General features: G+C 65.9%; 19 protein-coding genes. 10 read left to right on the forward strand and 9 right to left on the reverse strand.

All coding sequences use genetic code 11. The features are described from left to right. Positions 1–32 precede the first annotated feature (32 nt). The 5 genes from A3CW_RS0103520 to A3CW_RS52200 form a co-directional block, all read right to left on the reverse strand. Entirely contained in the window at positions 33–1,934 is a 1,902-nt protein-coding gene (locus A3CW_RS0103520; RefSeq protein ID WP_051481200.1) for a dipeptide ABC transporter ATP-binding protein, read from the reverse strand. Positions 1,935–1,981: 47 nt separating this feature from the next. After that, the gene (locus A3CW_RS0103525; RefSeq protein WP_028202335.1) at positions 1,982–2,989 is read right to left on the reverse strand and encodes an isoaspartyl peptidase/L-asparaginase family protein; all 1,008 of its coding nucleotides are present in this window, start codon (positions 2,987–2,989) and stop codon (positions 1,982–1,984) included. Further along, positions 2,986–3,927 carry a MurR/RpiR family transcriptional regulator gene (locus A3CW_RS45095; RefSeq protein ID WP_051481201.1) on the reverse strand — a complete coding sequence of 314 codons (942 nt, stop codon included), beginning with the start codon at positions 3,925–3,927 and terminating at the stop codon, positions 2,986–2,988. Before A3CW_RS45095 ends, A3CW_RS0103525 begins: the two co-directional genes overlap by 4 nt. 325 nt (positions 3,928–4,252) lie before the next feature. Further along, a complete protein-coding gene (locus A3CW_RS45100) occupies positions 4,253–6,160 on the reverse strand; it encodes a PAS domain S-box protein (protein WP_051481202.1) in 1,908 nt (635 codons plus the stop codon). A 367-nt stretch (positions 6,161–6,527) separates the two neighbouring features. After that, on the reverse strand, positions 6,528–6,713 hold the full coding sequence (locus tag A3CW_RS52200) for a hypothetical protein (protein ID WP_154677846.1): 186 nt from the start codon (positions 6,711–6,713) through the stop codon (positions 6,528–6,530). 138 nt (positions 6,714–6,851) lie between these two features. On the opposite strand from A3CW_RS52200, the gene A3CW_RS45105 reads away from it, so the two are divergent. The 6 genes from A3CW_RS45105 to A3CW_RS0103580 all read left to right on the forward strand — a co-directional run bounded on the left by A3CW_RS45105 (position 6,852) and on the right by A3CW_RS0103580 (position 13,114). After that, positions 6,852–8,804: a putative bifunctional diguanylate cyclase/phosphodiesterase gene (locus tag A3CW_RS45105; RefSeq protein WP_081771507.1), complete on the forward strand. Its 1,953-nt coding sequence runs from the start codon at positions 6,852–6,854 to the stop codon at positions 8,802–8,804. Positions 8,805–8,847: 43 nt separating this feature from the next. Next, positions 8,848–9,717 carry a flagellar motor stator protein MotA gene (gene motA / locus A3CW_RS0103550; protein WP_028202337.1) on the forward strand — a complete coding sequence of 290 codons (870 nt, stop codon included), beginning with the start codon at positions 8,848–8,850 and terminating at the stop codon, positions 9,715–9,717. Between the two features lie 10 nt (positions 9,718–9,727). After that, positions 9,728–10,666 carry a flagellar motor protein MotB gene (motB, locus tag A3CW_RS45110; protein ID WP_051481204.1) on the forward strand — a complete coding sequence of 313 codons (939 nt, stop codon included), beginning with the start codon at positions 9,728–9,730 and terminating at the stop codon, positions 10,664–10,666. 220 nt (positions 10,667–10,886) lie between these two features. Beyond that, the gene (locus A3CW_RS45115; RefSeq protein WP_322787936.1) at positions 10,887–11,345 is read left to right on the forward strand and encodes a PRC-barrel domain-containing protein; all 459 of its coding nucleotides are present in this window, start codon (positions 10,887–10,889) and stop codon (positions 11,343–11,345) included. Between the two features lie 314 nt (positions 11,346–11,659). Beyond that, a complete protein-coding gene (locus A3CW_RS0103570) occupies positions 11,660–12,511 on the forward strand; it encodes an intradiol ring-cleavage dioxygenase (protein ID WP_028202338.1) in 852 nt (283 codons plus the stop codon). A gap of 333 nt (positions 12,512–12,844) precedes the next feature. After that, the gene (locus A3CW_RS0103580) at positions 12,845–13,114 is read left to right on the forward strand and encodes a hypothetical protein (RefSeq protein ID WP_028202339.1); all 270 of its coding nucleotides are present in this window, start codon (positions 12,845–12,847) and stop codon (positions 13,112–13,114) included. 30 nt (positions 13,115–13,144) lie between these two features. Here the strand turns inward: A3CW_RS0103580 and A3CW_RS0103585 are convergent, their stop codons facing one another. After that, positions 13,145–14,107, reverse strand: a complete 963-nt coding sequence (locus A3CW_RS0103585; RefSeq protein WP_028202340.1) for a 2-hydroxyacid dehydrogenase — start codon at positions 14,105–14,107, stop codon at positions 13,145–13,147. Positions 14,108–14,392: 285 nt separating this feature from the next. On the opposite strand from A3CW_RS0103585, the gene A3CW_RS0103590 reads away from it, so the two are divergent. The 4 genes from A3CW_RS0103590 (at position 14,393) to A3CW_RS0103605 (ending at position 19,650) form a co-directional block, all read left to right on the forward strand. Then, complete coding sequence (locus tag A3CW_RS0103590) at positions 14,393–15,151, forward strand: SDR family oxidoreductase (RefSeq protein WP_028202341.1); 759 nt, start codon at positions 14,393–14,395, stop codon at positions 15,149–15,151. Between the two features lie 71 nt (positions 15,152–15,222). Further along, the gene (locus A3CW_RS0103595; protein ID WP_035512252.1) at positions 15,223–16,551 is read left to right on the forward strand and encodes an MFS transporter; all 1,329 of its coding nucleotides are present in this window, start codon (positions 15,223–15,225) and stop codon (positions 16,549–16,551) included. A 109-nt stretch (positions 16,552–16,660) separates the two neighbouring features. Beyond that, on the forward strand, positions 16,661–17,917 hold the full coding sequence (locus A3CW_RS0103600) for a citrate synthase (RefSeq protein ID WP_028202343.1): 1,257 nt from the start codon (positions 16,661–16,663) through the stop codon (positions 17,915–17,917). Positions 17,918–18,102: 185 nt separating this feature from the next. Beyond that, the gene (locus A3CW_RS0103605; RefSeq protein ID WP_028202344.1) at positions 18,103–19,650 is read left to right on the forward strand and encodes a methyl-accepting chemotaxis protein; all 1,548 of its coding nucleotides are present in this window, start codon (positions 18,103–18,105) and stop codon (positions 19,648–19,650) included. 58 nt (positions 19,651–19,708) lie between these two features. Here A3CW_RS0103605 and A3CW_RS0103610 read toward each other — a convergent pair whose 3' ends face one another. The 3 genes from A3CW_RS0103610 to A3CW_RS0103620 all read right to left on the reverse strand — a co-directional run bounded on the left by A3CW_RS0103610 (position 19,709) and on the right by A3CW_RS0103620 (position 22,881). Next, entirely contained in the window at positions 19,709–21,262 is a 1,554-nt protein-coding gene (locus tag A3CW_RS0103610; RefSeq protein WP_028202345.1) for a hypothetical protein, read from the reverse strand. A gap of 181 nt (positions 21,263–21,443) precedes the next feature. Continuing rightward, a complete protein-coding gene (locus A3CW_RS45120) occupies positions 21,444–21,743 on the reverse strand; it encodes a hypothetical protein (RefSeq protein WP_028202346.1) in 300 nt (99 codons plus the stop codon). A 160-nt stretch (positions 21,744–21,903) separates the two neighbouring features. After that, positions 21,904–22,881: a helix-turn-helix domain-containing protein gene (locus A3CW_RS0103620; protein ID WP_245623528.1), complete on the reverse strand. Its 978-nt coding sequence runs from the start codon at positions 22,879–22,881 to the stop codon at positions 21,904–21,906. Positions 22,882–22,997 lie beyond the last annotated feature (116 nt).

A 22,997-nucleotide genomic window follows, 5' to 3' on the forward strand; every position in this document is an offset into this window, starting at 1 on the left:
ACAGCGAACGACTGCGTGGCATGACGGCGGGTTCAGTAAGCGCCGCCCACCCGATGCTTCGCAACGAAATGACCGGGGCCGACCGCCACGAGCGGCAGGACCTGCGGCTCGTCGCCGGTTGCGCGAATCGGGCTCGGCAGTTCGTCGGCGGCGAGCACGCGCTTCGCGTGGCGGCGCGCCGGATCGGCGATCGGCACCGCGCCCATGAGCTTCTTCGTATAGGCGTGCTGCGGATTCTCGAACACGGCGCGGCGCGGGCCGATCTCGACGATCTGCCCCAGGTACATCACCGCGACGCGATGGCTCACGCGTTCCACCACGGCCATATCGTGCGAGATGAAGAGATATGCCACACCAAGTTCCTGCTGCAGGTCGAGCATCAGGTTGACGATCTGCGCCTGCACGGAAACGTCGAGCGCCGACACCGATTCGTCGGCGATCACGACTTTCGGGTTCATCGACAGCGCGCGCGCAATGGCGATGCGCTGACGCTGGCCGCCCGAGAATTCGTGTGGATAGCGGCCCGCCGCCGACTTCGGCAGGCCCACGCGATCGAGCAGCCATTCCACGCGCGCCTGCGCCTTTGCCCCCTTCGCGATGCCGTGCACGAGCAGCGGCTCCATGATCGAGAAGCCCACCGTGAGGCGCGGGTTGAGCGAGGCGAACGGGTCCTGGAAAATAAACTGGATATCGCGGCGCAACGTCTGCAGTGCGGGGCCGGTGAGGGTGCTGATATTCTGGCCGCCGAATTCGATCGTGCCGCTCTGGCTCTCGACGAGCCGCAGCAGCGAGCGTCCCGTGGTCGATTTTCCGCAACCGGACTCGCCCACCAGCGCGAGCGTTTCGCCGGCGTGAAGATCGAAGCTGACTTTTTCGACCGCATGCACGCGGCCGGTGACCTTGCCGAACAGACCGCTGCGCACGGGGAAGCGCGTGACGAGGTCGCGCACGCGCAGGACCGGCGCCACGTGCGTTTTCGGCGCGTTCGCCGGGAGCGTTGACGGGGCAACCGGGCGCGCCGCGTCGCTCACCGAAAGCAGCGGGAACTTCTCCGGCAAGTCGGTGCCCTGCATCGCGCCAAGCTTCGGCACGGCGGCGAGCAACGCCTGCGTGTAGCGATGCGAAGGGGCGGCGAACAGCGCGTCGGATACGCCCTCTTCCACTTTTTCCCCGCGATACATCACGAGGATGCGGTCCGCCACTTCGGCCACCACGCCCATGTCGTGCGTGATGAAGACCACGCCCATATCCATCTCGTCCTGCAGGCCGCGAATGAGCTGCAGGATCTGCGCCTGGATCGTCACGTCGAGCGCCGTGGTCGGTTCGTCGGCGATCAGGAGCGCGGGCTTGCACGAGAGCGCCATCGCAATCATCACGCGCTGGCGCATGCCGCCCGAAAGCTGATGCGGGAAGCGGTCCATCACGCGGCGCGCCTCGGGAATGCGCACGAGGTCGAGCAGGCGCAGCGTTTCGGCGCGCGCCTGCGCGGCGTTCATCTGCTGATGCAGCGCGATCGCCTCGCTGATCTGGTTCCCCACCGTGAACACCGGGTTCAGCGAGGTCATCGGCTCCTGAAAGATCATCGCGATGTCCGCGCCGCGCACCGAACGCATGGTCGATCCACTGGCACGCGTGAGATCGAGCACGCTGCCGTTGCGGCGGCGCAGGTCGATGCTGCCGCTTGCAATGCTGCCGCCGCCGTGCTCGACGAGCCGCATCAGCGAAAGCGACGTGACCGACTTGCCCGAGCCCGATTCGCCGACGATGGCGAGCGTCTCGCCCCGATCGACGTGAAACGACAGATTGCGCACGGCTTCGAATGTGCCCGCGCCGCGCCGGAACGACACGCTGAGATCGCGCACGTCGATCACGCGGTTCGGCGGCAGCGCAGCCTTTTCGCTGGCCGGCGCGGTATCAGGAGAGTGCGAGGACATCTGCACGATGAGGATTCCTTCGTTTGGTGCGCAAAACGATGCGCCGCTTAAGCGTAGATCAACGCAACGGGCGCTTCGCCCACGCGCGCGTAGCCGCGATACATGCCTTCGGTGTTGAACGGCAGGACCACATTGCCTTGTGCGTCCACGGCGATCAGGCCGCCACGGCCGTCGATGCGCGGCAATTGCTCCATCACGACATTCGTGGCGGCTTCGGAGAGCGAAACACCGCGATATTTCATTTGCGCCGCCACGTCATAGGCCGCGACCATGCGCATGAACATTTCGCCCGATCCCGTGGTGGACACCGCGCAGGTGGCGTCGTCGGCATAGCAGCCGGCGCCGATCAGCGGCGCGTCGCCCACGCGGCCTACCTGCTTGTTCGTGATGCCGCCCGTCGAAGTCGCCGCCGCGAGGTGGCCGTGCGCGTCGAGCGCCACTGCGCCCACCGTGCCGTATTTGCGGTTGGGGTCGATCGGCTCATGCGGCAGGCTGTCTGCCGATGCGTTTGCAGCCGCCCGGGCTTCCGCATTTGCCTGAAGGGTTGCGCCATCGTGATCGAGCATCGCGCGCGCTTCGCCGCGTGCGAGCTGCCACTGGCGGTAGCGCGAATCCGTGTGGAAATAGCCGGGATCGACGAATTCGAGGCCCTGGGCTGCCGCAAACGCTTCCGCGCCTTCGCCCGTGAAGAGCACGTGCTCACTCTTCTCGAGCACGCGGCGCGCCGCCCGCACCGGATTGCGCACGCGCGTCACGCAGCACACGGCGCCCGCTTCGAGCGAGCGGCCGTCCATGATCGAGGCGTCGAGTTCATGCGTGCCCGCGGACGTGAACACCGCGCCGTGGCCCGCGTTGAATAGCGGACAGTCTTCGAGCAGGCGCACCGCTTCTTCGACTGCGTCGAGCGCGCTGCCGCCTTCGGCCAGGATGCGCTGGCCAGCCGCGAGAATGCGGTTCAGCGCGTCGAGATACCGGTTTTCGACTTCGGGCGCCATCGATGCGCGCAGGATCGTGCCGGCGCCGCCGTGAATGGCAAGGACTGCGTTCGATTTCATGACTTCTTTTTCGTGGGGGAAGACGGGGCGCCAGGCGCGGCAGACGCCTGCGCCGGGGCCGAGGTGAGCCACGGCAGCACCGATTCGGTGATGGCCGCCGCGGCGACGACGGAATCCTTCGCGCGCAACGCCACGGCGTCGCACAGCGCTTCGATGACGGCCAGTACCGCGGCTTCCGAGTTCGCCGCAAGGCGACGCTCGGAGCGGATCAGCAGCGTGAGATCGGCGAAGCGCGCGAGCGGCGAGTCGATGCTGTCGGTGAGCGCGAGCACGCGTGCGCCCAGCTTCGCGGCATGGCGCGAGAGCTTGATCGTGTCGTCCACGTAGCGCGGAAACGCGATGCCGATCACCAGATCGTCCCTGTTCGCGCCGAGCAGCCTGCGCGCCGAATGCGTGGGGCCGCCGACCGAGGCGAGCGCCTGCACGTTGTCCAGATACGGCAGCAGCGCGTTCTCCATGAGCCCGGCGAGAAACGCGCTCGTGCCCGAGCCGATCACGTAGACGCGGCGCGCCGAAAGAATCGCGTCCACGGCTGCGGCGGCCGCTTCGCTGTCGATCGACTGGCGCGACAAACGCAGGTTCGACTCGGCCTGCTCCAGCGAGGCGCCGAACAGCCCGGCGCCGCTGGTCGGCGATTCCTGCGCGCTGCGCAGCCGCTCGACCGGCGCGAGCGTGGCCTCGAAGCCGCGCACGAGCGCCTCGCGAAACTGCGGATAGCCGTCGAACCCGAGTGAGCGTGCAAAGCGGTTGGCCGTGGCCACCGAAGCGCCCACCGCGTCCGCCAGTTCGTCGATGCGCATGGTCGCGGCGTGGAACAGGTTTGCGAGCACGTACTCGGCCATGCGCCGGTGGCCCGGTGTGAGAACGGGCATCGCGGCGGTGATGCGCGCGACGATCTCGGCTTCGGGCGTGTCGGGAGTTGACGGTCGGGTTGGCATGCGTGAGCGGGAGTTGGGACGGCAAGTCCGTAAATGAAATTACATGAGCGGATCTTAGTGAAAATTAATTTTCATCGCGCCCTGGGTTTACCCTATTCGAACGAAGAAAGGTCAAATTCGCCTGACCGGGCGCAACGCAACGCGAAGCTGTGCGCCTCGTACACGTTGCAGGATTTTGGAGGGAGGACCCGGCAGAAGCCGGAAAGAGATGTCGCCCGCAGGCGAGATAAGGCGCGCGGCTGCGCGTGGGAAGTGGCGCCGCACTTGCCGCCAGCCAGGCGCTGGCGGCAATCGAATCAGTCACATGAAAACGCCGTGCGCGGCTTCACGACGCCGCCATCGCTTCAGCGCTCGGCGCCAATCGCCACGTATTGCGTCCCGCGCGCTTGGCTTCATACATGGCCGCATCGGCGAGACACAGCGGATCGTCGGCCAGTGCCTTGTTCTCGGCCTCGGCCGAGAGCACCGCGCTCGTTGCATCCACCACACCAGCCGCGCCTGTCATGCCAGTCAGCACGACGCCCACGCTGGCGCTCGTCTCGATCACGCGGCCCGCGACGACGAACGCCTTCGACACTTCACGGCAAATGGCTGCCGCGATGCGCTCGCCGGTGCGCGCGTCGCTCACGCCGCGGCTCGCCACCACGAATTCGTCGCCGCCCAGGCGGCTCACGACATCGCCCGTGCGCACGGTGGCGACGAGCCTGCGCGCGACCTCCCTGAGCAGAGCGTCGCCCAGATCGTGGCCGTAGCGGTCGTTGATGGACTTGAAGCCATCCATGTCCATGAAGAAGAGCGCGAAAGGCTCGCCGCTCGCGCGCAGTTCGCACAGCGTTTCCTGCAGCGCGCGCCGGTTCGCGAGTCCCGTGAGCGGGTCGATCAGCGCGCCCTCGCGCAGGCGTTGCTCGGTGCGGCGCTGCTCGGTCACGTCGTGCGCCATCACGTAGAAGCCCGTCACCTTGCCTTCGCGCTTGGCCGGAATGTAGGTCGCCGACCATACGCGGTCGGCGTCGGCCCGATAGCGCACCTCGTCGCAGGTGACGCGTTCGCCGGCCAGCGCGCGCGCAAAGAGCGGCTGCAACTGCTCGAACACTTCGGGGCGCAGCGTTTCGCTCAGGCTGCGCCCGCGCAGCGCCGCCGGCTCCGCGCCGAACACGCGCTTGAACGTCTCATTGTTGAACTGGTAGCAAAGATCGCGATCGACCACGGCGATCAGCGCCGGCACGTTGTCGGTGATGGTCTGCAGCGCGTCGCGGCTGCGCCGCAGCTCCCCTGTGCGTTCGCGCACGCGCTCTTCGAGTTCGACGTGATAGTTGCGCAGCGCCTCTTCGCTCTTCTTGCGGCTCGTAATGTCCTGCACCGCCGCGATGAAATGCAGGGGCGTGCCGGACCCATCGCGCACGAGCGACACCGCGAGATTGACCCACACGGCCTGGCCGTCGGGCCGCAGATAGCGTTTTTCGATTGCATACGTGGCCTGGCGGCCCGCGAGCAATTCGGCCACTAGCGCGAGATCGGCGGCGATGTCGGCCGGGTGTGTGACCGAGGCGAAAGTGCGGCGGCGCAGCTCGCTCTCCTCGTAGCCGATGATCTCCGAGAACTTCTGGTTCACGTCGAGAAAGCGGCCGTCGAGATCGACCACGGCCTTGCCGATCGGCGTTTGCTGGAACACGGTCCGAAAGCGCGCCTCGCTGATGGCGAGCGAACGGCGGTCGCGCTCGTGCGCCGTTCGCGAGCGGTTCAACTGCCGGCGCAATTCCAGCTCGCGTTCGACGAGGTGCGCGAAATCCGCGAGCACGGCGGCCTGTGCGGCGTCGAACGTGCGCGGCTTTTCGTCGATCAGGCAAAGCGTGCCGACCACCTGGCCGTCGGCGAGACACAGCGGCGAGCCCGCATAGAAGCGGATGTTCGGCGCGCCCGTGACGAGCGGATTGTCGAGAAAGCGCTCGTCGTCGAGCGCATCTTCCACCACGAGCATGCGCTTGCTCAGCACGGCGTGTGCACAGAACGACACGCTGCGCGGCGTTTCACAAGCCGCCAGCCCGTGGTGCGCCTTGAACCACTGGCGGTCTTCGTCCACGAGCGAAATCAGCACGATCGGCATCTCGAACGCAAAGGCGGCGAGCCGCGAGATGCGATCGAATGCTTCTTCGGGATCGGTGTCGAGTATGTCGAGTTGCCGCAACGCCCGAAGGCGGACGTCCTCATCCAGAGGAAGCGGAGCAGTGATCATCGTGTGAGGGGCCCGGCTGGGCGGATACGGTTGCGTGGCGCTTTCCGCACCGGCGCGCCTTACCGGGGTTTACGGCCGGATTAAGCAAAAACTGAAGTGCTGAAATGCCCGCACCGCGCGTGTCGTGCCAGTCTTGCGCGCCAGGCATTTCCCCTACGCGGAAACCGCAACTTAAGCGCACGAACGTTCGGTATACGCGTGGTTGCGCAATCATCGAGCGCTGCGGCTGTCATGCCTGCGCCGCTCGCGTCGCCCGGCCCCACGGGCGTGACGCATCTTCTTCCCGAAGTTTCACTGCGTCAGAATTGATTCGCCATCCGAAATACATGTCGTTTTTAACCGGCTGGTTAGCGTGTTGCAAAATCGATCAAGCCCTCAAAAAAAACATGTCTGGCGACTTCAGCAACGCTTTTTCACCGCCGTAAAAAGGGCAAAGCTCCACCCCTTCCGGTGTCACCATGAGAACCCTCGCGCAAACCCTGCGACTGAAATTGACCACCCGCATCGCCACCGCGGCGCGTATTGCCGCCGGCTGCGGCGCCAGCACGCGCATGAGCGCTGCACCCCGTGCGCGTCGCGCACCGGCGCTCAGCACTCATCCGCCTACCGGCACGTCGTGCCACTACGCCGTGCGCCGCCTCGCAGCGCAGGTGCGCACGCGCAGAATCTGACGCCACTCGGACATCGAGACATGAGACAGGAAACCGTGGCGGCAATGCCCGATCCCGCCGCTGCCTTGAATCCCACGGCGGCGCTTCCCTGGATAGGGCGTGCGCGCGCCACGTTGCGCGCCTCGATCCGCGCACGCACGAAGTTTTTCATCGGCCTGTTCTTCGCCTTGTTCGCCACGCAAACCACGCTGCTCGCAAGCCAGCTGATCGCGTTTGGCCACGCTTTCGAACGCGTGGATACGAGCTGGCACGACGAAAGCGCCGCGCAGGAAAGCGAAGCGCCACCCAGGCAAGCCGTCTCCTCCGCGCCGCGCGAACTCGCTGTCGAGCGGCTGCACAGTCAGGTCCAGCGCGGCATCCTGCGCGTGCATCACACGCTCGAAGCCGCCTTTGCGATCGCACTCGCCACGCTCGCCTTCGGCCTCGTGCTGCTGCACTACCTCGAGCGCACGCTACTGCGTCCGTTGCAGACCTTGACCGATTCGCTCGTGCGCCTCGCGCACGGCGAAGACATGCGCGCATTGCCCGACATGAACCGCACCGACGAGATCGGCGCGATGGCGCATGCCTTCGATACGTTGTGCGAAAAATCCCGCGAGCTGCATCTCGCCCACGAAGCCACGCGCGCCGCCGAGGCCCACGCCCAGACACTGGCGCGCCACGATCCGCTCACGGGCCTGCCCAACCGGCGTTTGCTCGCGGCGGAGATGAGCGCGGCGCTGGAGCGCACGCAGCACCGCTCGCCCGACTACCTCGTGTTCGTGATCGATCTCGACCGCTTCAAGCCCGTCAACGACTTTCACGGTCACGCCGCGGGCGACACGGTACTGTGCGAGATCGCCGCGCGCCTGCGCCGCGTGGTGCGTGACGGCGACACGGTCGCGCGCCTGGGCGGCGACGAGTTCGCCGTGCTCGCCCGCGTGCATCGCGACGACCATATCGAGGCCGCGAGCGAGCTGGCGCAGCGCCTGCTCGCCGCCACGCGCGCGCCCATCGACATCGGCAAGCTGCGCATCAACGTGGACGCGAGCATCGGCATTGCGTGCTGCCCACGCGACGGCGGCGACCCGGACGCGCTGCTGCGCGCCGCCGATATCGCCATGTATCGCGCCAAGTGCGAAGGCAAGGGCACGTACCGCTTCTTCGAGCAGAAAATGGACGACGAGCTGCGACTGCAGGCCTCGCTCGAATCGGACCTGCGCCGCGCGCTCGCGGGCGGCGAGATCCGGCCGTTCTACCAGCCGCTCGTGCGCCTCGCCGACGGCCAGACTACCGGCTTCGAGATTCTCGCGCGCTGGCATCACGAGCAGCGCGGCTGGATCTCGCCCGAGGTGTTCGTGCCGCTCATCGAGCAGATGGGGATTTCGCCCGCGTTCACGGCTTCGATCTTGCGGCGCGCGTGCCGCGACGCGCTGGGCTGGCCTTCGCGCTACCACCTCGCGCTCAATCTCTCGCCGGCGCAGTTCAAGGACACGCAACTCGCCGCGCTGCTGCTCACGATCCTCGCCGACGAGGGCATGCCGCCCGAGCGCATGGAGATCGAGATCACCGAATCGGCGCTGATGTACGACTTCGACGCCGCGCGCGCCGTGCTCGCGGACTTCCGCAACGCGGGGCTGCGCATGTCGCTCGACGACTTCGGCACCGGCTATTCGAGCCTGCAGCACCTGCGCGAGCTGAAGGTGGACAAGCTGAAGATCGACCGCTCCTTCGTGCTCTCGATGGCCTCGTGCAACGAGAGCGCCAAGATCGTCGACGCGATCATCGCGCTCTCCTCGAACCTGGGCATGAGCACGGTGGCCGAGGGCGTGGAGACCGCGGAACTCGCGCGCACGCTGGCGGCGAAGGGCTGCGACTACGCGCAGGGCTATTTCTTCGGCAAAGCGATGGCGGCGCGTGAAATCGACGCCTTGCTGAACGTGGATCGTGCGGCGAACGAGGCACGGCTCAAGCGTGTCGTCGAGCCGGCCTGAACAGATTGACCCGTAGTACTTTGAGAATGGAAAGGTAGACATCATGTTTGTAGCAATAGGCTGGATCGTCGTGCTCGGATCGGTGATCGGGAGCTTCGTGGGCGTGGGGGGACACCTGCCCGCACTCGTTCAACCATTCGAACTCCTGTGTATTTTCGGCGCGGCGCTGGGCGCGTTCGTGGTGAGCAACCCGACCGCCACGCTCGGCAAGACGCTCAAGGCGCTGCCCACCTGTTTCAAGGGCGGCGGCTACACGAAGGCGCAATACCTGGAGCTGATCGCCCTCCTCTACGAGCTGCTGCAAAAGGCGCGCAAGGAAGGCATGATGGCGCTCGAAGCGGACATCGAAGCGCCCGAGAACAGCCCGACTTTCCAGAAGTACGCACGCGTGCTCTCCGACCATCATCTGCTCGACTTTATCGTCGACTATCTGCGCATGATGTCGAGCGGCAACGTGAACCCCATGGAAATGCAGGACCTCATGGACGAAGAGCTCGACACGCACCACTCCGAGGTGTCGATTGCGCCCAATGCCATCCAGAAGATGGCCGACGGCCTGCCCGCGTTCGGCATCGTGGCCGCGGTGATGGGCGTGGTGCACACCATGGGCTCGGTCGGCAAGCCGCCGGCCGTGCTCGGCGAGATGATCGCGGGCGCACTCGTGGGCACGTTCCTCGGCATTCTGCTCGCCTACGGCTTCGTCGGTCCGATCGCCGACCTGCTGACCGCCAAGGGCCGCGCCGCCAGCAAGCCGTTCCAGTGCGTGAAGGCCGTGCTGCTCGCGTCGCTCGCCGGCTATGCGCCGCCCGTGGCCGTGGAATTCGGCCGCAAGGTGCTGTTCACCGCCGACCGCCCGAGCTTCCAGGAACTCGACGAAGCGGTGCGCGCCACCAGGACGCCGAAGGCCGCTTAGGAGTCCCGAGATGGCCGAACGTAATCCAGGCTCGCGCGCCGCGCGCGACACCGAGGGCAGCAAGACCACGCTCGTGGTGCGCCGCGTGAAGAAAGGCGGCCACGAGGGCCACCACGGCGGCGCATGGAAGATCGCCTATGCGGACTTCGTGACCGCGATGATGGCGTTCTTCCTCTTGATGTGGCTGCTCGGCTCGACGTCGCAGTACGACCGCGACGGCATCGAGAAGTATTTCAACACGCCGCTTTCGGCCATGCTGGGCAGCAAGCCCGACGCCGCGAACCCCAACCCGAGCGTGGTGCAAGGCGGCGGCCGTGACCTTTCGAGCAAGACGCCCGCCGTGGGCGGCTCGAACGCGCAGCCCACGCTCTCGCACGCCGTGCCGGTGGAAGCGGTCGACAAGTCGCGCCTTTCGCAGCTCAAGGAAAAACTCTCGGCGCTCATCGAGCGCAAGCCGGAGTTGCGCGCGTACCGCGACCAGATCCGCATGTCGATCACCGACGAAGGCCTGCGCATCGAGCTGGTCGATTCGCTCAAGCGCCCCATGTTCGCGACCGGTAGCGCGAAGCTCCAGGACTACGCGTACGAGATCCTCGTGCAGATCGGCAGCGCATTGAACGACGTGGACAGCGGCGTGTCGATCGCGGGGCACACCGACTCGGTGCCCTACTCCGGCGGCCTCGTCGGCTACTCGAACTGGGAGCTTTCGAGCGAGCGCGCCAACGCCGCGCGCCGCGCGCTGGTGGCCGGCCACCTGAGCGAAGAGAAGCTGCTCCAGGTGCGCGGCCTCGCCGACGTCCTGCCGCTCGACCACGACACGGCGGACAGCCCGCTGAACCGGCGCATCAGCATTCTGGTGATGAACAAGGACGCCGAGCGCGCGTTCTTCGAGCAGGCGAAACGCTACGACGTCGACACCCCGCAAAGGGCGGCCACGCCGGCTTCATAAGGCATCTGCCGCGCGGCCCAAAATGGGTCTCCAAACATGCAGGAACGCCGCCGATGCCTCTCGTCCCGGCGCATCGAATCGACGGGCGCGGCGCGGTACGCCGCTTGCTGTGTCTGCGGCAGGCGGCCAGAACCGCCGCGGCATCGCCTGCCGCCTGACACGGGAATCGTCGGGAGTCTGGCCGGACTCAACATTGTTCCCCTCATAGATGGAGACCAGCATGCCCACCTTCATTCCTCCGCCCATGCCAACCGGCAATGGCGTGCGCATCGTCGGCAAGGGCCGCGTGAGCGCCGCGGGGCCGGGCCCCGACGTGATGGCCGCCAGCACGCTCGACAGCGACCGCGTGCTGAGTTCGGACGGCCAGGAAGTCGGCAAGATCAAGGAAATCATGCTCGACGTGCAGAGCGGCCGCGTAGCCTACGTGGTGCTGTCGAGCGGCGGCTTTCTCGGCATCGGCGACAAGCTGCTCGCCATTCCCTGGAGCGCGCTCATGCTCGACACGAGCCGCAAATGCTTCCTGCTCAATGTGTCGTCCGAGCGCGTGAAGGAAGCGCCGGGCTTCGACCGGGACAGCTGGCCCTCCATGGCCGACGCGAGCTGGGGCAGCACGCTGCACGCGTATTACGGCGCCGAGCCGTACTGGGCCGCGGTCGAGCCGGTGACGCCGCGCCACTGAGCTTCTCGTCTGGCGCGCGGCTCCGGACGGCAAGCGGGCGTTCGGAGCCGGACTTCGCGTCGAGGGCACGCCGGCGTTCAGCGCGGCGTGGTCCCGGCGTTCGCGGCCATTGGCGGCGGCTCGGGGGCGTCGACCGCCTCCAGCGCCCACGTGCGCTGCCCGAACGCGATCACGCGACCCGGCCGAATACGCCAGCGGTTGCCAATCGGACCCGATTTTGGGTCCCGATGGCGACAGGCGCACAATACGCGTTGTTACGGCCCAGCCTCTACGTGACCGCGATCAGGCAGCAACCCTACAGGTAACCCCGAACCATGACCCAGTTCTTCAGCGAAGCCACCTCCGCCGAGGCCGTCAATGCGCGTATCGGCGAAAACGCCGACGAGCGTGTGCGCCAGGTGATGAGCGCGCTCGTGCGTCATCTGCACGCATTCGCGAAAGAAGTGCAGCTCACCCAGCCGGAATGGGAGACCGCCATCGACTTCCTCACCACGGCGGGCCAGCTCTGCAGCGCCGAGCGCCAGGAGTTCATCCTGCTCTCGGACACGCTGGGGTTTTCCATGCTCGTGGACGCCATCAACAACCGCCGCCCAGGCGTCGCCACCGAAAACACCGTGTTCGGCCCGTTCCATGTGGCCGGCGCGCCCGAGCGCGAGATGGGCGCGTGCATCACCGCCGACGGCAAAGGCGAGCGCTGCCTGTTCGAGGGCCGCGTGCTCGATCTCGAAGGCGGCCCGGTGGAGGGCGCGCGCATCGACGTGTGGTCCGACAACGCCGACGGCTACTACGACGTGCAGCAGCCCGGCGTACAGCCCAGGTGGAACAACCGCGGCATCTTCACGACCGGCGCGGACGGCGCCTATCGCTTCGTCGGCATCAAGCCGGTCTCGTACCCGATCCCGCACGACGGCCCGGTGGGCAAGATGCTCGCCACCCTCGGCCGCCACCCGTACCGGCCCGCGCACATGCATTTCCTCATCACCGCGCCGGGCTTCCAGAAGGTGGTCACGCATACCTTCGTGGGCGACGACCCGTACCTGCAGTCGGACGCCGTGTTCGGGGTGAAGGCATCGCTCGTCGCCCCGTACGAGCGGGTGGCCGACGGCGACACGCCCTGGCGCTCCACGTTCGATTTCGTGCTCATGCCGCTCGCGCCGCCCGCCTGATCCGGCAATGCGGCGAACTGGACGCGATATCGCGCCTTGCTCGCCGCATTGTCCGCCGCTCCCGGGTCATAGACTGGTCTCGCAGTCGAACGAACAACCGGGAACACCTTTGGGGGCGGCGATGCGGGTCACGAACTGGATTCTGGTGCTGGAATGCGCGTATATGGAGTTTTCCAGCTGGCGCGGCAAGAACGTGTATCGCCGTACGGTGGCATACGACAGCGTGGTGTGGTGCTGACCCCTCCCGCAACCCTCTAGCCATCGACGCAACGGCAATCCTCCCTTAAAGTCGAAGACTCTACCGTCATCGCTGCTGGACTCGAGGATTCGAACATGCTGTTCCCCGCCGTTGCCACCGTCGCCTTGCTGATCGTGGTGTATGTCCACGTGAATATTCCGCGCTTCACCGAGCGAGGCCCGAAGCGCATCCTCGCCCACGCCACGCTGTTGCTGGCCGGCCTGTGCTTCGGCGTGGTCGGCGCGATGATGTCCGGCACGATCGCGCCGCCGTGGGCGGTGATCGCGTGCGGCATGGGCGTCGTGCATTTGCCGGCGCTCTGCGTGCTCGTGCTCAAGAGATTCGGGCATTCCGGGCGCAGCTAATGCGAACGGCGCCAGCCGCGCCCACCTGCATCAAGCCCGATTCAACGCGGGCCGGCCGTCCAGCACGGCGGCCACGTTATCCAGCGCGGTAAAGCCCATCTGGTCGCGCGTTTCCACTGTGGCGCTCGCCATGTGCGGCGAGAGGAAGACGTTGTCGAGGCGGGCGAAGCGCTGGTCGACATTGGGTTCGTTGCGGTACACGTCGAGGCCCGCGCCGAACAGATGCCCCGAGGTCAAGGCGTCGTAAAGGGCGTCTTCATCCACGAGGCCGCCGCGCGCCGCGTTGATGAACACCGCGCCCTTCGGCAACAGTCCGAATTCCTTTTTCGTCATCAGGGGCGCGCCGCCGCCCGGCACATGCAGCGTGAGCACTTCGCAGTGCGGCAGCATGTCCTCAAAGCTCGCGTAATACGTCGCGCCGTTCTCCGCGGCAGGCGCAGCGCGGTCGATGTCGGTGTAGATCACGCGCATGCCGAAGCCGAGCGCCCGCCTCGCCACCGCCCGGCCGATGCGGCCGAACCCCACGATACCCAGCGTCTTGCCATGCACGCGCGTGCCGAGCATGTCGGTCATGCCGAACGACTTGCCCCAGCCGTTGCGCATGATCCGTTCGTACTCCGATGCACGCCGGCAGGCCGCCAGCACGAGCAGCATGGAGAAGTCGGCGGTGCATTCGGTCAACGCATCGGGCGCGTTCGTGACGACGATGCCGCGTTCGCGCGCAGCGGCCACGTCCAGGTGATCGACGCCCGCGCTCGCATTGGCGATGATCTTCACCGACTCAGGCAGCGCAGCGATGTGCTCCGCCTGCAAGCCCGACTTCTTGCCGATGAGCACCGCCGGCACCTCGTGCCGCTTGCAGAAGTCGACCACGGACCACGCGTCCATATCGGCGTCGGTCACGAAGGCATGGAATTCGGCCACCGCGCGTTTCGCGACTGCGGAGGGCACTTTTCGCGCGATCAGGAGCCTCACACGTTGATTTTCCGGCATGGTGTTTTCCTTTGGGTATGGACAGACGTCGAGAGACTACGGAAGCGTCTGCCAGCCGGTCAATGTTGATTCGGCGAATCAAGTTCTGGTGAACGCTGTGGCCCTGTATTCGTTCCAACGCGCGTGTACACGCTGCTCCGCGCTTCCCTTCGCATCAGGAAAACCCTGATCCGGCGCCCAGTTATCAAGGCCCCGGATGTTGATTCAACGAATCAAGATTGCTGCGTGCCTGACGCGAATGCAATTCTTTTCCCGTGTTCAATGGAATCGGGAAGAGGACGCGCCATGACTGCATCGAAGAAGGTCGCCGCCGTAACGGGCGCTGGCTCCGGCATCGGCCGCGCCACCGCCGTGGCGCTCGCCCATGCCGGATTCGCGGTTGCGCTGATCGGCCGCCGCATCGAGCCGCTGCTGGAGACGAAGGAACTCATCGGCAATGCGGGTGGAGAAGCGCATGCGTATACCGGCGACGTGACCGATGCGGCATCGGTCGAACACGCATTCGCGCAAATCGCGCAGACCTTCGGCCGCCTCGACGTGCTGTTCAACAACGCCGGACGCAATGCGGGCGCCGTGCCGCTGGAAGACTACGAGGTCGACTTCTGGAACGATGTGGTCGCAACCAATCTCACCGGCGTGTTTCTGTGCGCGCGCGCCGCGTACCGGCTCATGAAGGCACAGTCGCCGCAAGGCGGACGCATCATCAACAACGGCTCGATCTCCGCGCATTCGCCGCGGCCCCACACCATCGCGTACTCGGCCACGAAGCACGCCGTGACGGGCATCACCAGATCGATCGCGCTCGATGGCCGCGCGTACAACATCGCGTGCAGCCAGATCGACATCGGCAATGCGGCGACGCCGCTCACCGAGCGCATGAACAAGGGCGTACTGCAGGCCGACGGACGCCTCGCACCCGAGGTCCGCATGGACGTGACACACGTCGCGAATGCGGTCGTGCACATGGCAAGCCTGCCGCTCGAAGCCAACGTGCTCAACATGACCATCATGGCGAGCGCCATGCCGTTTGTCGGCCGCGGATAGCACAACGCTGCGCCCAGATTGAACGCCCAACATAAGAAAAGCAGGCGTCAGAACCGATATTGGAGACACCGATGAAAGTCGTAGAGGAACAAGCGTTGCCCGCGCAAAGCCAGGCTTACGTGGAAAGTGCGGAACGTGCACAGCGCACCAGGGTCCGGTATTTCGTGCTCTCGATGCTGCTCGTGGCGACCGTGCTCAACTTCGTCGACCGCTCGGCGTTGGGGATCGTGGCGCCCGGGCTGTCGAAAGATCTCGCGCTCAACAAGATGCAGATGGGCGAGCTGTTCGCGGCGTTCGGCCTCGCCTACTCGATCGCGCTCCTGCCAGGCGGCATTCTCACCGACGTGCTCGGCTCGCGCGTGGCCTATGCGCTCTCGCTCGTCGGCTGGTCGATCGCCACGCTCACGCAGGGCCTCGCGAGCGGCTATCACATGCTGCTCGGCTCGCGGCTCACCATGGGCGCACTCGAAGCGCCGGCCTTCCCGTCCAACACACGCGCCGTCACGCTGTGGTTTCCCGTGCAGGAACGCGGCTTCGCAACGAGCGTGTACGTGATGGGGCAATACATCGGCACGCCCCTCTTCACCGGCTTGCTGCTGTGGATTTCCTCGGCTTGGGGCTGGCGCACCGTGTTCTTTGTGACGGGCGGCTTCGGCATTCTCTTCAGCATGGTCTGGTATCGCTTGTATCGCGATCCGCACGAGCATGGTTCGGTCAACGCCGCGGAGCTTCAATACATCAACGAGGGCGCAACACCTGCCGCGCGCAAGCCGCGCGAGAAGTTCGACTGGCGCATGGCGCTCAAGCTGCTCAGCTACCGCCAGATTCTCGCCATCTGCCTCGGCAAGTTCTGCAACAACACGCTGCTCGTGTTCTTCACGACGTGGTTCATGACCTACCTGATCGAAGCGCGTCACATGTCGATGATCAAGGTGGGCATTTTCCAGGCGATGCCCTTCATTGGCGCCACGATCGGCATTCTCTCGGCGGGCTTTCTCTCGGACTTCTTTATCCGGCGCGGCGTGTCGATCTCGGCGGCGCGCAAGGCGCCGCTCATCATCGGCACGATGCTCGGCGCCTCGATCGTGCTCGTGAACTTCGTCGAATCCAACGAAGTCGTGATCGCCATTCTCACCGTGGCCTTCTTCGCGCAGGGCATCGGCTCGATGTCGTGGGCCGCCGTTTCCGAAATCGCGCCGCGTCAGTATGTAGGCCTCACGAGCAGCATCACGAGCCTTGCCGCCAATATCGCGGGCGTCACCACGCCGCTCATGATCGGCTATATCACGCAGCACACCGGGCACTTCTACTGGGCGCTCAATCTCATGGGCGCGATCTGTCTGCTCGGCACGCTCTCGTATTCGCTGCTGCTCGGCAAGCTCTCGCGCATCGAACTCTGACACTCGCACGCGGGCGCGAGAGCTTCGTGCGCGCGCCCGCCGGGATGACATTTCGCTGAAAAGCCGTCAATATTGCCGCTGAATATCCGCACTGCCCGTCTGCCCTGCCATGCCAAACTGGATTACCCTGACTGAAGCCGCCCGACAACTCGGCGTGCAGGCGCAGACCGTCTATGCCTATGCAAGCCGCGGCAATATCGCGGTCATGCCCGATCCGCACGACCCGCGCAAGAGTCTCTACCGCGCCGAAGACGTCGCCAGCCTGTGCCGCAAGAAACAGGTGGGGCGCAAGCGCGAGGCGCTCGCCGCGGGCACGATCTTCGGCGCGGAGCCCTGTATCTACAGCAGCATCACCACCTTTTCGAAGGGCCGGCCGTACTACCGGGGACGCGACAGCATCGGCATGGCGCAGACGGCCACGCTCGAAGACGTGGCCACCCTGCTCTGGAACGCGCGCGCGGACGTGACGTTCGAAGCCGCCGACGTGCGCCTGCACGGCGACGAGCGCGGCCGCGAATGCGCATTCACATCGCTTGCGGCCATCGCGGCGCGCGGCCACTCGACGCTTGGGCGCACCGACACGGCCTTGCACGTCGAGGCGGGCCGGCTCGTGGCGGTCATCGCCCATGCGTTCGGCGCGCGTGGCGAGCCATCGGCAAACGCCACCCCGCTGCCGGTTCACGAGCGCCTCGCGCTAGGCTGGGGCCAGGGCCGCGCGGGCGCGGAACTGATCCGCCGCGCCATGGTGCTCGTGGCCGATCACGAGATCACCAGTTCGGCGTTCGCCGCACGCATCACGGCGTCCACCGGCGCCTCGTTGCCGGGCTGTCTGCTCACGGGCCTCGCCACGCTCTCCGGCCCGCTGCACGGCGACGCCTCGGGCCGCGTGCGCGCGGTGTTCGACGACGTGGGCCGGCTCGGCGCGGAGCACGTCGTCGCCCATCATTTGCAGTCGGCCATTCCCATTCCCGGATTCGGGCACCACCTCTATCCCGACGGCGATCCGCGCGCGGACGCCTTGCTGGAAGTGCTGGAACCGCCCGCAGAGCTCGTTTCCTTCATCGAGAAGGTCGTGGCGCTCACCGGCCTCAAACCGAATATCGACGTGGCGCTCGCCACCCTCGCCGCGCAACTGAAGCTGCCGCGGGACGCCTCGTTCGCGCTGTTCGCCACGGCGCGCTGCGTGGGGCTGCTCGCGCATTGCATGGAACAGCTCAGGGTGGGCAAGGTGATCCGCCCGCGCGGCCGCTACACCGGACCCGCGCTTGAAGACGCTGGCGCCCCCGCAAGCACGGAAGACAACACCAAAACGCCCGACGCGGCGACACTCGAAAAGAACCGCCTCTTCAAGTCCGTGGCGCGCTGAGGCGCGCACAATTCTCCCCGCTTGACTGGGGAAAACCACCATTGCGCAACGGTTCCAGCGGGTTCCACCGCCGACCTTCAGTTCCTTCGGCCAGCGCCGTAAACATGTTCAGTGCTTTGCCGTCTCACGCGCGAAGCACGATCGTTTTTCTGCTACCTAGCCCCTCGCGTTCTGGAGCCAACTTCGTGTTTGCACGACTCTCTATCTCTGTTCGTCTGCGCATCGCGGTCGGCGTACTGGCCTTGCTGATCGTGGCAGCCGGCGTTTCCGGCCTTGCGGGCATGTCGCGCACCAATACGGCGCTCGGCTATGCCTACTCGAACCAACTGGTCGCCGCCATCAACATCGGCAAGACGAACCTGAATCTGACCATCGCGCGCACGACGCTCGACCGCATCCTCCTGCACCCCGACGCGCCCGACGTTCAGCCGTTGCTCGACAAGGCGCAGAACTATCTCGACACCTCGAACAAGGCCTGGGAGGTCTACCGCTCGCTGCCGCACGCCCCCGAAGAGCAGGCGCTCGCCGACGGCGTTCAGGCCGCCCTCACCGGCATGCTGGAGCAAGGCATCCAGCCGCTCATGGCCGCGATCAAGCAAGGCGACCGCCAGGCTCAGGACGATATCGCGATGAAGCGCATTCCGCCGCTCTCGGTCGCGCTCACCAAGGCCTCGACCGCGCTCGAGGCATGGCAGAAGGCCCATGGGGAGCAGGCGTTCGACCGCGCGCAGGACCGCTATTCGTGGCTGCGGGCCGGCAGCATCGCGCTGATCGTGCTCGGTCTCGCGGTGGCGGGCGTGTGCGCCGCGGGACTGCACCGCGCGATCGCAGCGCCTCTCGAGAACGTGCAGGGCGCGCTCCAGCGCATTGCGGACGGCGACCTGACCGCCAACCTCGAAACGCGTTCCAGCGACGAAATGGGCCGCCTCGTGGCGAGCCTCAAGGCCATGCAGGACGCGCTCGCCCAGACAGTGCGCAAGGTCAGTCACAGCTCCGAGTCCATTTCCACGGCGACGCGCCAGATTGCCGCCGGCAACGACGACCTGTCGCAGCGCACCGAAGAGCAGGCGGCCTCGCTGCAGGAAACGGCCGCGAGCATGGAGCAGCTCACCGCCACGGTCAAGCAGAACGCCGAAAACGCGCGCACCGCGCAAACGCTCGCCAACAGCGCGCAGGAAGTCGCCGATCGCGGCTCGCAGGTCGTGAGCAACGCAGTGCAGACGATGGAGCGCATCGACGGCAGCTCGCAGAAGATCGCCGATATCACCGGCATCATCGAAGGCATTGCTTTCCAGACCAATATCCTCGCGCTCAATGCGGCGGTGGAAGCCGCGCGCGCGGGCGAACAGGGCCGCGGATTCGCCGTGGTTGCGAGCGAGGTGCGCTCGCTTGCGCAGCGTTCGGCGGCGGCCGCCAAAGAGATCAAGACGCTGATCGCTGAATCGGTCGAGCACGTTTCGACGGGCTCGGACTATGTGCGCTCGGCCGGCGAGACGATGAACGAGATTGGCGAGTCCATTGGCCGCGTGACGACCATCATGCACGAGATCGCGAACGCGTCCGAAGAGCAGCGCGACGGCATCGAGCAGGTGAATCTCGCGGTCTCGCAGATGGACCAGGTCTCGCAGCAGAACGCCGCGCTCGTGGAAGAAGCGGCCGCGGCCGCCATGGCGCTCAGCGAGCAGGCCGACTCCCTGCGCGATGCAGTTGGGGCGTTCAGGCTCACGCACTGAGCGCAGGACAGGCGTTAGAGCCGCTCGATCGAGGCGGGGCCGGTGAGAACCGGCCACCTCAATTCGACGCGCTTTTCAGCAAGATCATGCCGTGGATCCTGGCAAGCGCCTGCTGCCATGCGGCGGTGTCGCGCGTGGCGTCGCCTTTCTCGATCAGCGGTTCGAGCATCGAAAGCAGGTCCGTCGAGCGCGAGGTGTCTTTCGGCGTGTTCACGTCGGAGACGAGCACACCTCGTTCGTACTTCGAATCACGTGTATTCTGCTCCGACGACTGGCTCAGCGTGGCATTCAGCAGTACGCCGCGCGCCGTCGCCATCTGCACCGCGCTCTGAGCGCTATCGTCGATCCGCACGTAGTCGTAGTTCTGCGAATTTCTCGACGACGTGAGGACTGGCGCAGCCCCTCCCTGCAACGCCAGATGGTAGCTCGCGCTCAAATGCGATTGCTGGATCTGCGAGATCCTGCCCTCGCGCGCCGTGCCTTCGAGTTGCGTGCTCTGCGCAACCTGATACGAGAATGAATCGACTTCACCAGGGCGCATCGGATTGGGCGAAGCGCTCGTGTCCGTGATCGACGCACTGAAGTCGGCAAGACCCGTGAGCATGGCCTGATCCGACTGCTGCAGCGTCGGCGCGTACGCGGCTCCCGGCAAGGTCTCGCCCGAAGGCGTGCCATAGTCCTCGTTCATTTGCGTAAAGCCGTCTTCGAACATCGACATCAGCGCGGCGTTGCCGTGTCCGCGCGCATTCGCGTGATCGAACTGCTGCAAATAACTCGCTATCGATGCCGCGCGCTGCGCGCCCGTTCCCCACAGCGCGGAATGACTCGTGTCGACCTTGAGGTTCATCGTGCCGGCGGCGCTCGTGACGCTCAGGCTGCGCGCCGAGCTGTCCTGCGCGTAGCTCGCCGAAATATTCTCGTTGCCGTTGCCCGTCACGCTGTACTGAAAGTTCACCGAAGCGAGCGTCGACGTGTCGAACTGTGCGAGGCCGCTCAAGTCGAGCTTGGGCGGTACGGCGCTCAGGCCGTCGATGGCCTGCTGGAAGCCGTCCGACAGTTTCGCCAGCGCGCTGCGTTCGCTCTCGCTCAGCGTGCCGCTGCTCTTGATGCTCACCGAGAGGCCGCCGTCTTCGCTGCCCAGTTCGATCTCGACCGTCACGCCGCTCTTCGTTCGAATCGTCAGGCCGATCTGGCCCACTGCGCCATTCGATCCTTGCCCCACGGGCGCCAGGCCGCTTGCCGACGAAACGCTGACCGACTGCGCGTAGTCGCTGCCCGTGGTCTTGAAGCGATCGAGCAGCGCACTGCCCAGTCCGGCGAAATGGCCCGCCATCGTCTGCTGGGCGTAGTTGCCCGCCATCCTGAGCGACACGATATCGCTGTTGTCGCTCGCCCAGCTCAACACCGGTGCGGTGCCGGTGAGCGTGCCTTCGGGCGTATAGGTTTGAAGCACGGCAACGCCGCTTGCCGAAGGAATCGTGACGATGGTCGAGGGCGAGAGCGCCGCGAGACTGGACACGTCGGTGTCGGCCTCGGCGGTGGGAATCACGCTGCTCACGAGAGGCGTGAGCGCGAGGGTCGTGGCGGCATTCAGGGACGATAGCGTGGTCATGGCTCGATGCGTTCTTGTTGTTCGCCCTGCGGTTCGCCGGGCCGTTCGCAAAATGGCGCCGCGCGCCAGCATGCCGGCGCGGCCAACTGCTCTATCGCTCTATCGTCACGTATTACGAAATCTTTAGGTTGAGCTTTCACCTGCCCATACGGGCACGTGCGTAGGTCGAGCCGTTTGCGGCTCAGCTTGCGCAGGCCAACTCAGGCGTCCGGCGGGGCGCGTCGAAGTCCCGGGCTTGCATGGCAGCCGCAGCGCAGCCACGCTTTTCCAGCCGCTCGGCCAGCAGCCAGCAGAACACGTCCAGCTCGGCCCTGCCGCGCGTCGCGATGAATTCGTGCATGACTTCGTGCACGGCGCCTTCCTGTGTCGCCGTCGAAAGCATGCTGGAAATATGCGACGCGCCGCGCGCGAGTTCGAGCGAATACGCCGCTTCGTAGTAGTACAGGCCGCTTTGACGCGGCCTTTTGTGGGCCTTTTTCATATTTCCCCCGTTTGCCTGGATCTCGCAGGCGTCTGCATCTTTGCAGGCGGCGCATGACGCGGCAATGAATCGGCAGTACCTGGGGCCAAATCTGTCGCTATGTCTCAAATACTTGTTGTTTTGTCTCACACGCGGCTTGCACGATCCGCGCGTTTCATGCTCAACGCATCAAGGCCATCCAGTAGCGCCAGTCGTCCGCCCCGGACTCTTTCGCCAGTTCGGTATCGCCGCTGAGCGCCAGCATGCGTACCGCCCGCGGCGAGAGGCCAATCGAGCGGCGAAACGCGCGCGTGAAATTCGCGGCATCGGTGAAGCCGTGCGAGGCGGCAATGTCGGCAATCGATATGCCACGTCGCGCCGGGTCGGCGAGCATCTCACGGCAGCGCCGCAAGCGGCGCTCGCGCACATAAGTCGCGAAACCGCCCTCCTGCTCGAAAAGGCGGTACAGCGTGGCACGCGACATGCCGAATGCACGCGCCACGAATTCCGCGTTCAGTTGTGGGTCGCTCAGGCGCTTCTCCACATAGCGGCAGATCGATACGAACCCGCATTGCTGAACGGCCGGCATGTGCTCCGGGCTCACGCTCGCGTTGAGCGCGCTGGCCGCGAGCTGAAGCGTTGCGGGCATGACGGCCTGGGCGTGGGTGAGCGTCATCTGCGAGGCGTGCCGGTAAAGCGCGCCCAGATGCTCACGCAGCAGCGCGACCGTCGGATCGGCGCCGCGTATCACGCGCATGCTCTGCTGGTCGGGCGCCGTCAGCAGAGGGGCGAGCAAGCGCCGCGGCACCGCCAGATTGAGGAATTCGCTTTGCGTGGTTTCGGTCGCGAGCGGTTGGGCCGCGTCCACGATGAACATGTCGCCCGGTTGCGTACACGCTTCCGGGCCCCCGTCGCGCGCCCGGCAATGGCCGCCTAGATAGAACTGCAGAACATATTGGTCGTGGCCGTCACGCCCGATCTTCGCGTTCGAGCGGTCGTAACGCTGCGCGCCCGTGCGTATCGAGCCCAGCACCACGTCGCCGAACAGGTAGCCGCTCACGCTGGTGCCGAATCCCGCGTCGCGCGATTCGGCGGTCTGCGTGTCGAAGATGACGCTCACCGCCTCGCGCCACGCGGAAAACTGCTGGTCGCGAGACAAGACGCTGGTATCGAACGCGGAATGAGGCAGGGAATTGGGCGTTGGGCTCATGGGCCACCTTGGTTTGCGAAACGACTACGTGATGGGTATCCTCGACTACTGCGCTATCGGTTGCG

The sequence above is a fragment of the Paraburkholderia nodosa DSM 21604 genome, assembly GCF_000519185.1.
Lineage (GTDB): Bacteria > Pseudomonadota > Gammaproteobacteria > Burkholderiales > Burkholderiaceae > Paraburkholderia > Paraburkholderia nodosa.

Bases quoted from the DNA above. Each gene is read 5' to 3' on its own strand.
- A3CW_RS0103595 (WP_035512252.1), top strand. From the start codon at position 15,223: ATGAAAGTCGTAGAGGAACAAGCGTTGCCCGCGCAAAGCCAGGCTTAC.
- A3CW_RS45105 (WP_081771507.1), top strand. From the start codon at position 6,852: ATGAGACAGGAAACCGTGGCGGCAATGCCCGATCCCGCCGCTGCCTTG.
- A3CW_RS45120 (WP_028202346.1), bottom strand. From the start codon at position 21,743: ATGAAAAAGGCCCACAAAAGGCCGCGTCAAAGCGGCCTGTACTACTAC.
- A3CW_RS0103520 (WP_051481200.1), bottom strand. From the start codon at position 1,934: ATGTCCTCGCACTCTCCTGATACCGCGCCGGCCAGCGAAAAGGCTGCG.
- A3CW_RS0103580 (WP_028202339.1), top strand. From the start codon at position 12,845: ATGCTGTTCCCCGCCGTTGCCACCGTCGCCTTGCTGATCGTGGTGTAT.
- motB (WP_051481204.1), top strand. From the start codon at position 9,728: ATGGCCGAACGTAATCCAGGCTCGCGCGCCGCGCGCGACACCGAGGGC.
- A3CW_RS0103610 (WP_028202345.1), bottom strand. From the start codon at position 21,262: ATGACCACGCTATCGTCCCTGAATGCCGCCACGACCCTCGCGCTCACG.
- A3CW_RS52200 (WP_154677846.1), bottom strand. From the start codon at position 6,713: ATGCGCGTGCTGGCGCCGCAGCCGGCGGCAATACGCGCCGCGGTGGCG.
- A3CW_RS0103570 (WP_028202338.1), top strand. From the start codon at position 11,660: ATGACCCAGTTCTTCAGCGAAGCCACCTCCGCCGAGGCCGTCAATGCG.
- A3CW_RS0103590 (WP_028202341.1), top strand. From the start codon at position 14,393: ATGACTGCATCGAAGAAGGTCGCCGCCGTAACGGGCGCTGGCTCCGGC.
- A3CW_RS45115 (WP_322787936.1), top strand. From the start codon at position 10,887: ATGCCCACCTTCATTCCTCCGCCCATGCCAACCGGCAATGGCGTGCGC.
- A3CW_RS0103525 (WP_028202335.1), bottom strand. From the start codon at position 2,989: ATGAAATCGAACGCAGTCCTTGCCATTCACGGCGGCGCCGGCACGATC.
- A3CW_RS45100 (WP_051481202.1), bottom strand. From the start codon at position 6,160: ATGATCACTGCTCCGCTTCCTCTGGATGAGGACGTCCGCCTTCGGGCG.
- A3CW_RS45095 (WP_051481201.1), bottom strand. From the start codon at position 3,927: ATGCCAACCCGACCGTCAACTCCCGACACGCCCGAAGCCGAGATCGTC.
- motA (WP_028202337.1), top strand. From the start codon at position 8,848: ATGTTTGTAGCAATAGGCTGGATCGTCGTGCTCGGATCGGTGATCGGG.
- A3CW_RS0103585 (WP_028202340.1), bottom strand. From the start codon at position 14,107: ATGCCGGAAAATCAACGTGTGAGGCTCCTGATCGCGCGAAAAGTGCCC.
- A3CW_RS0103600 (WP_028202343.1), top strand. From the start codon at position 16,661: ATGCCAAACTGGATTACCCTGACTGAAGCCGCCCGACAACTCGGCGTG.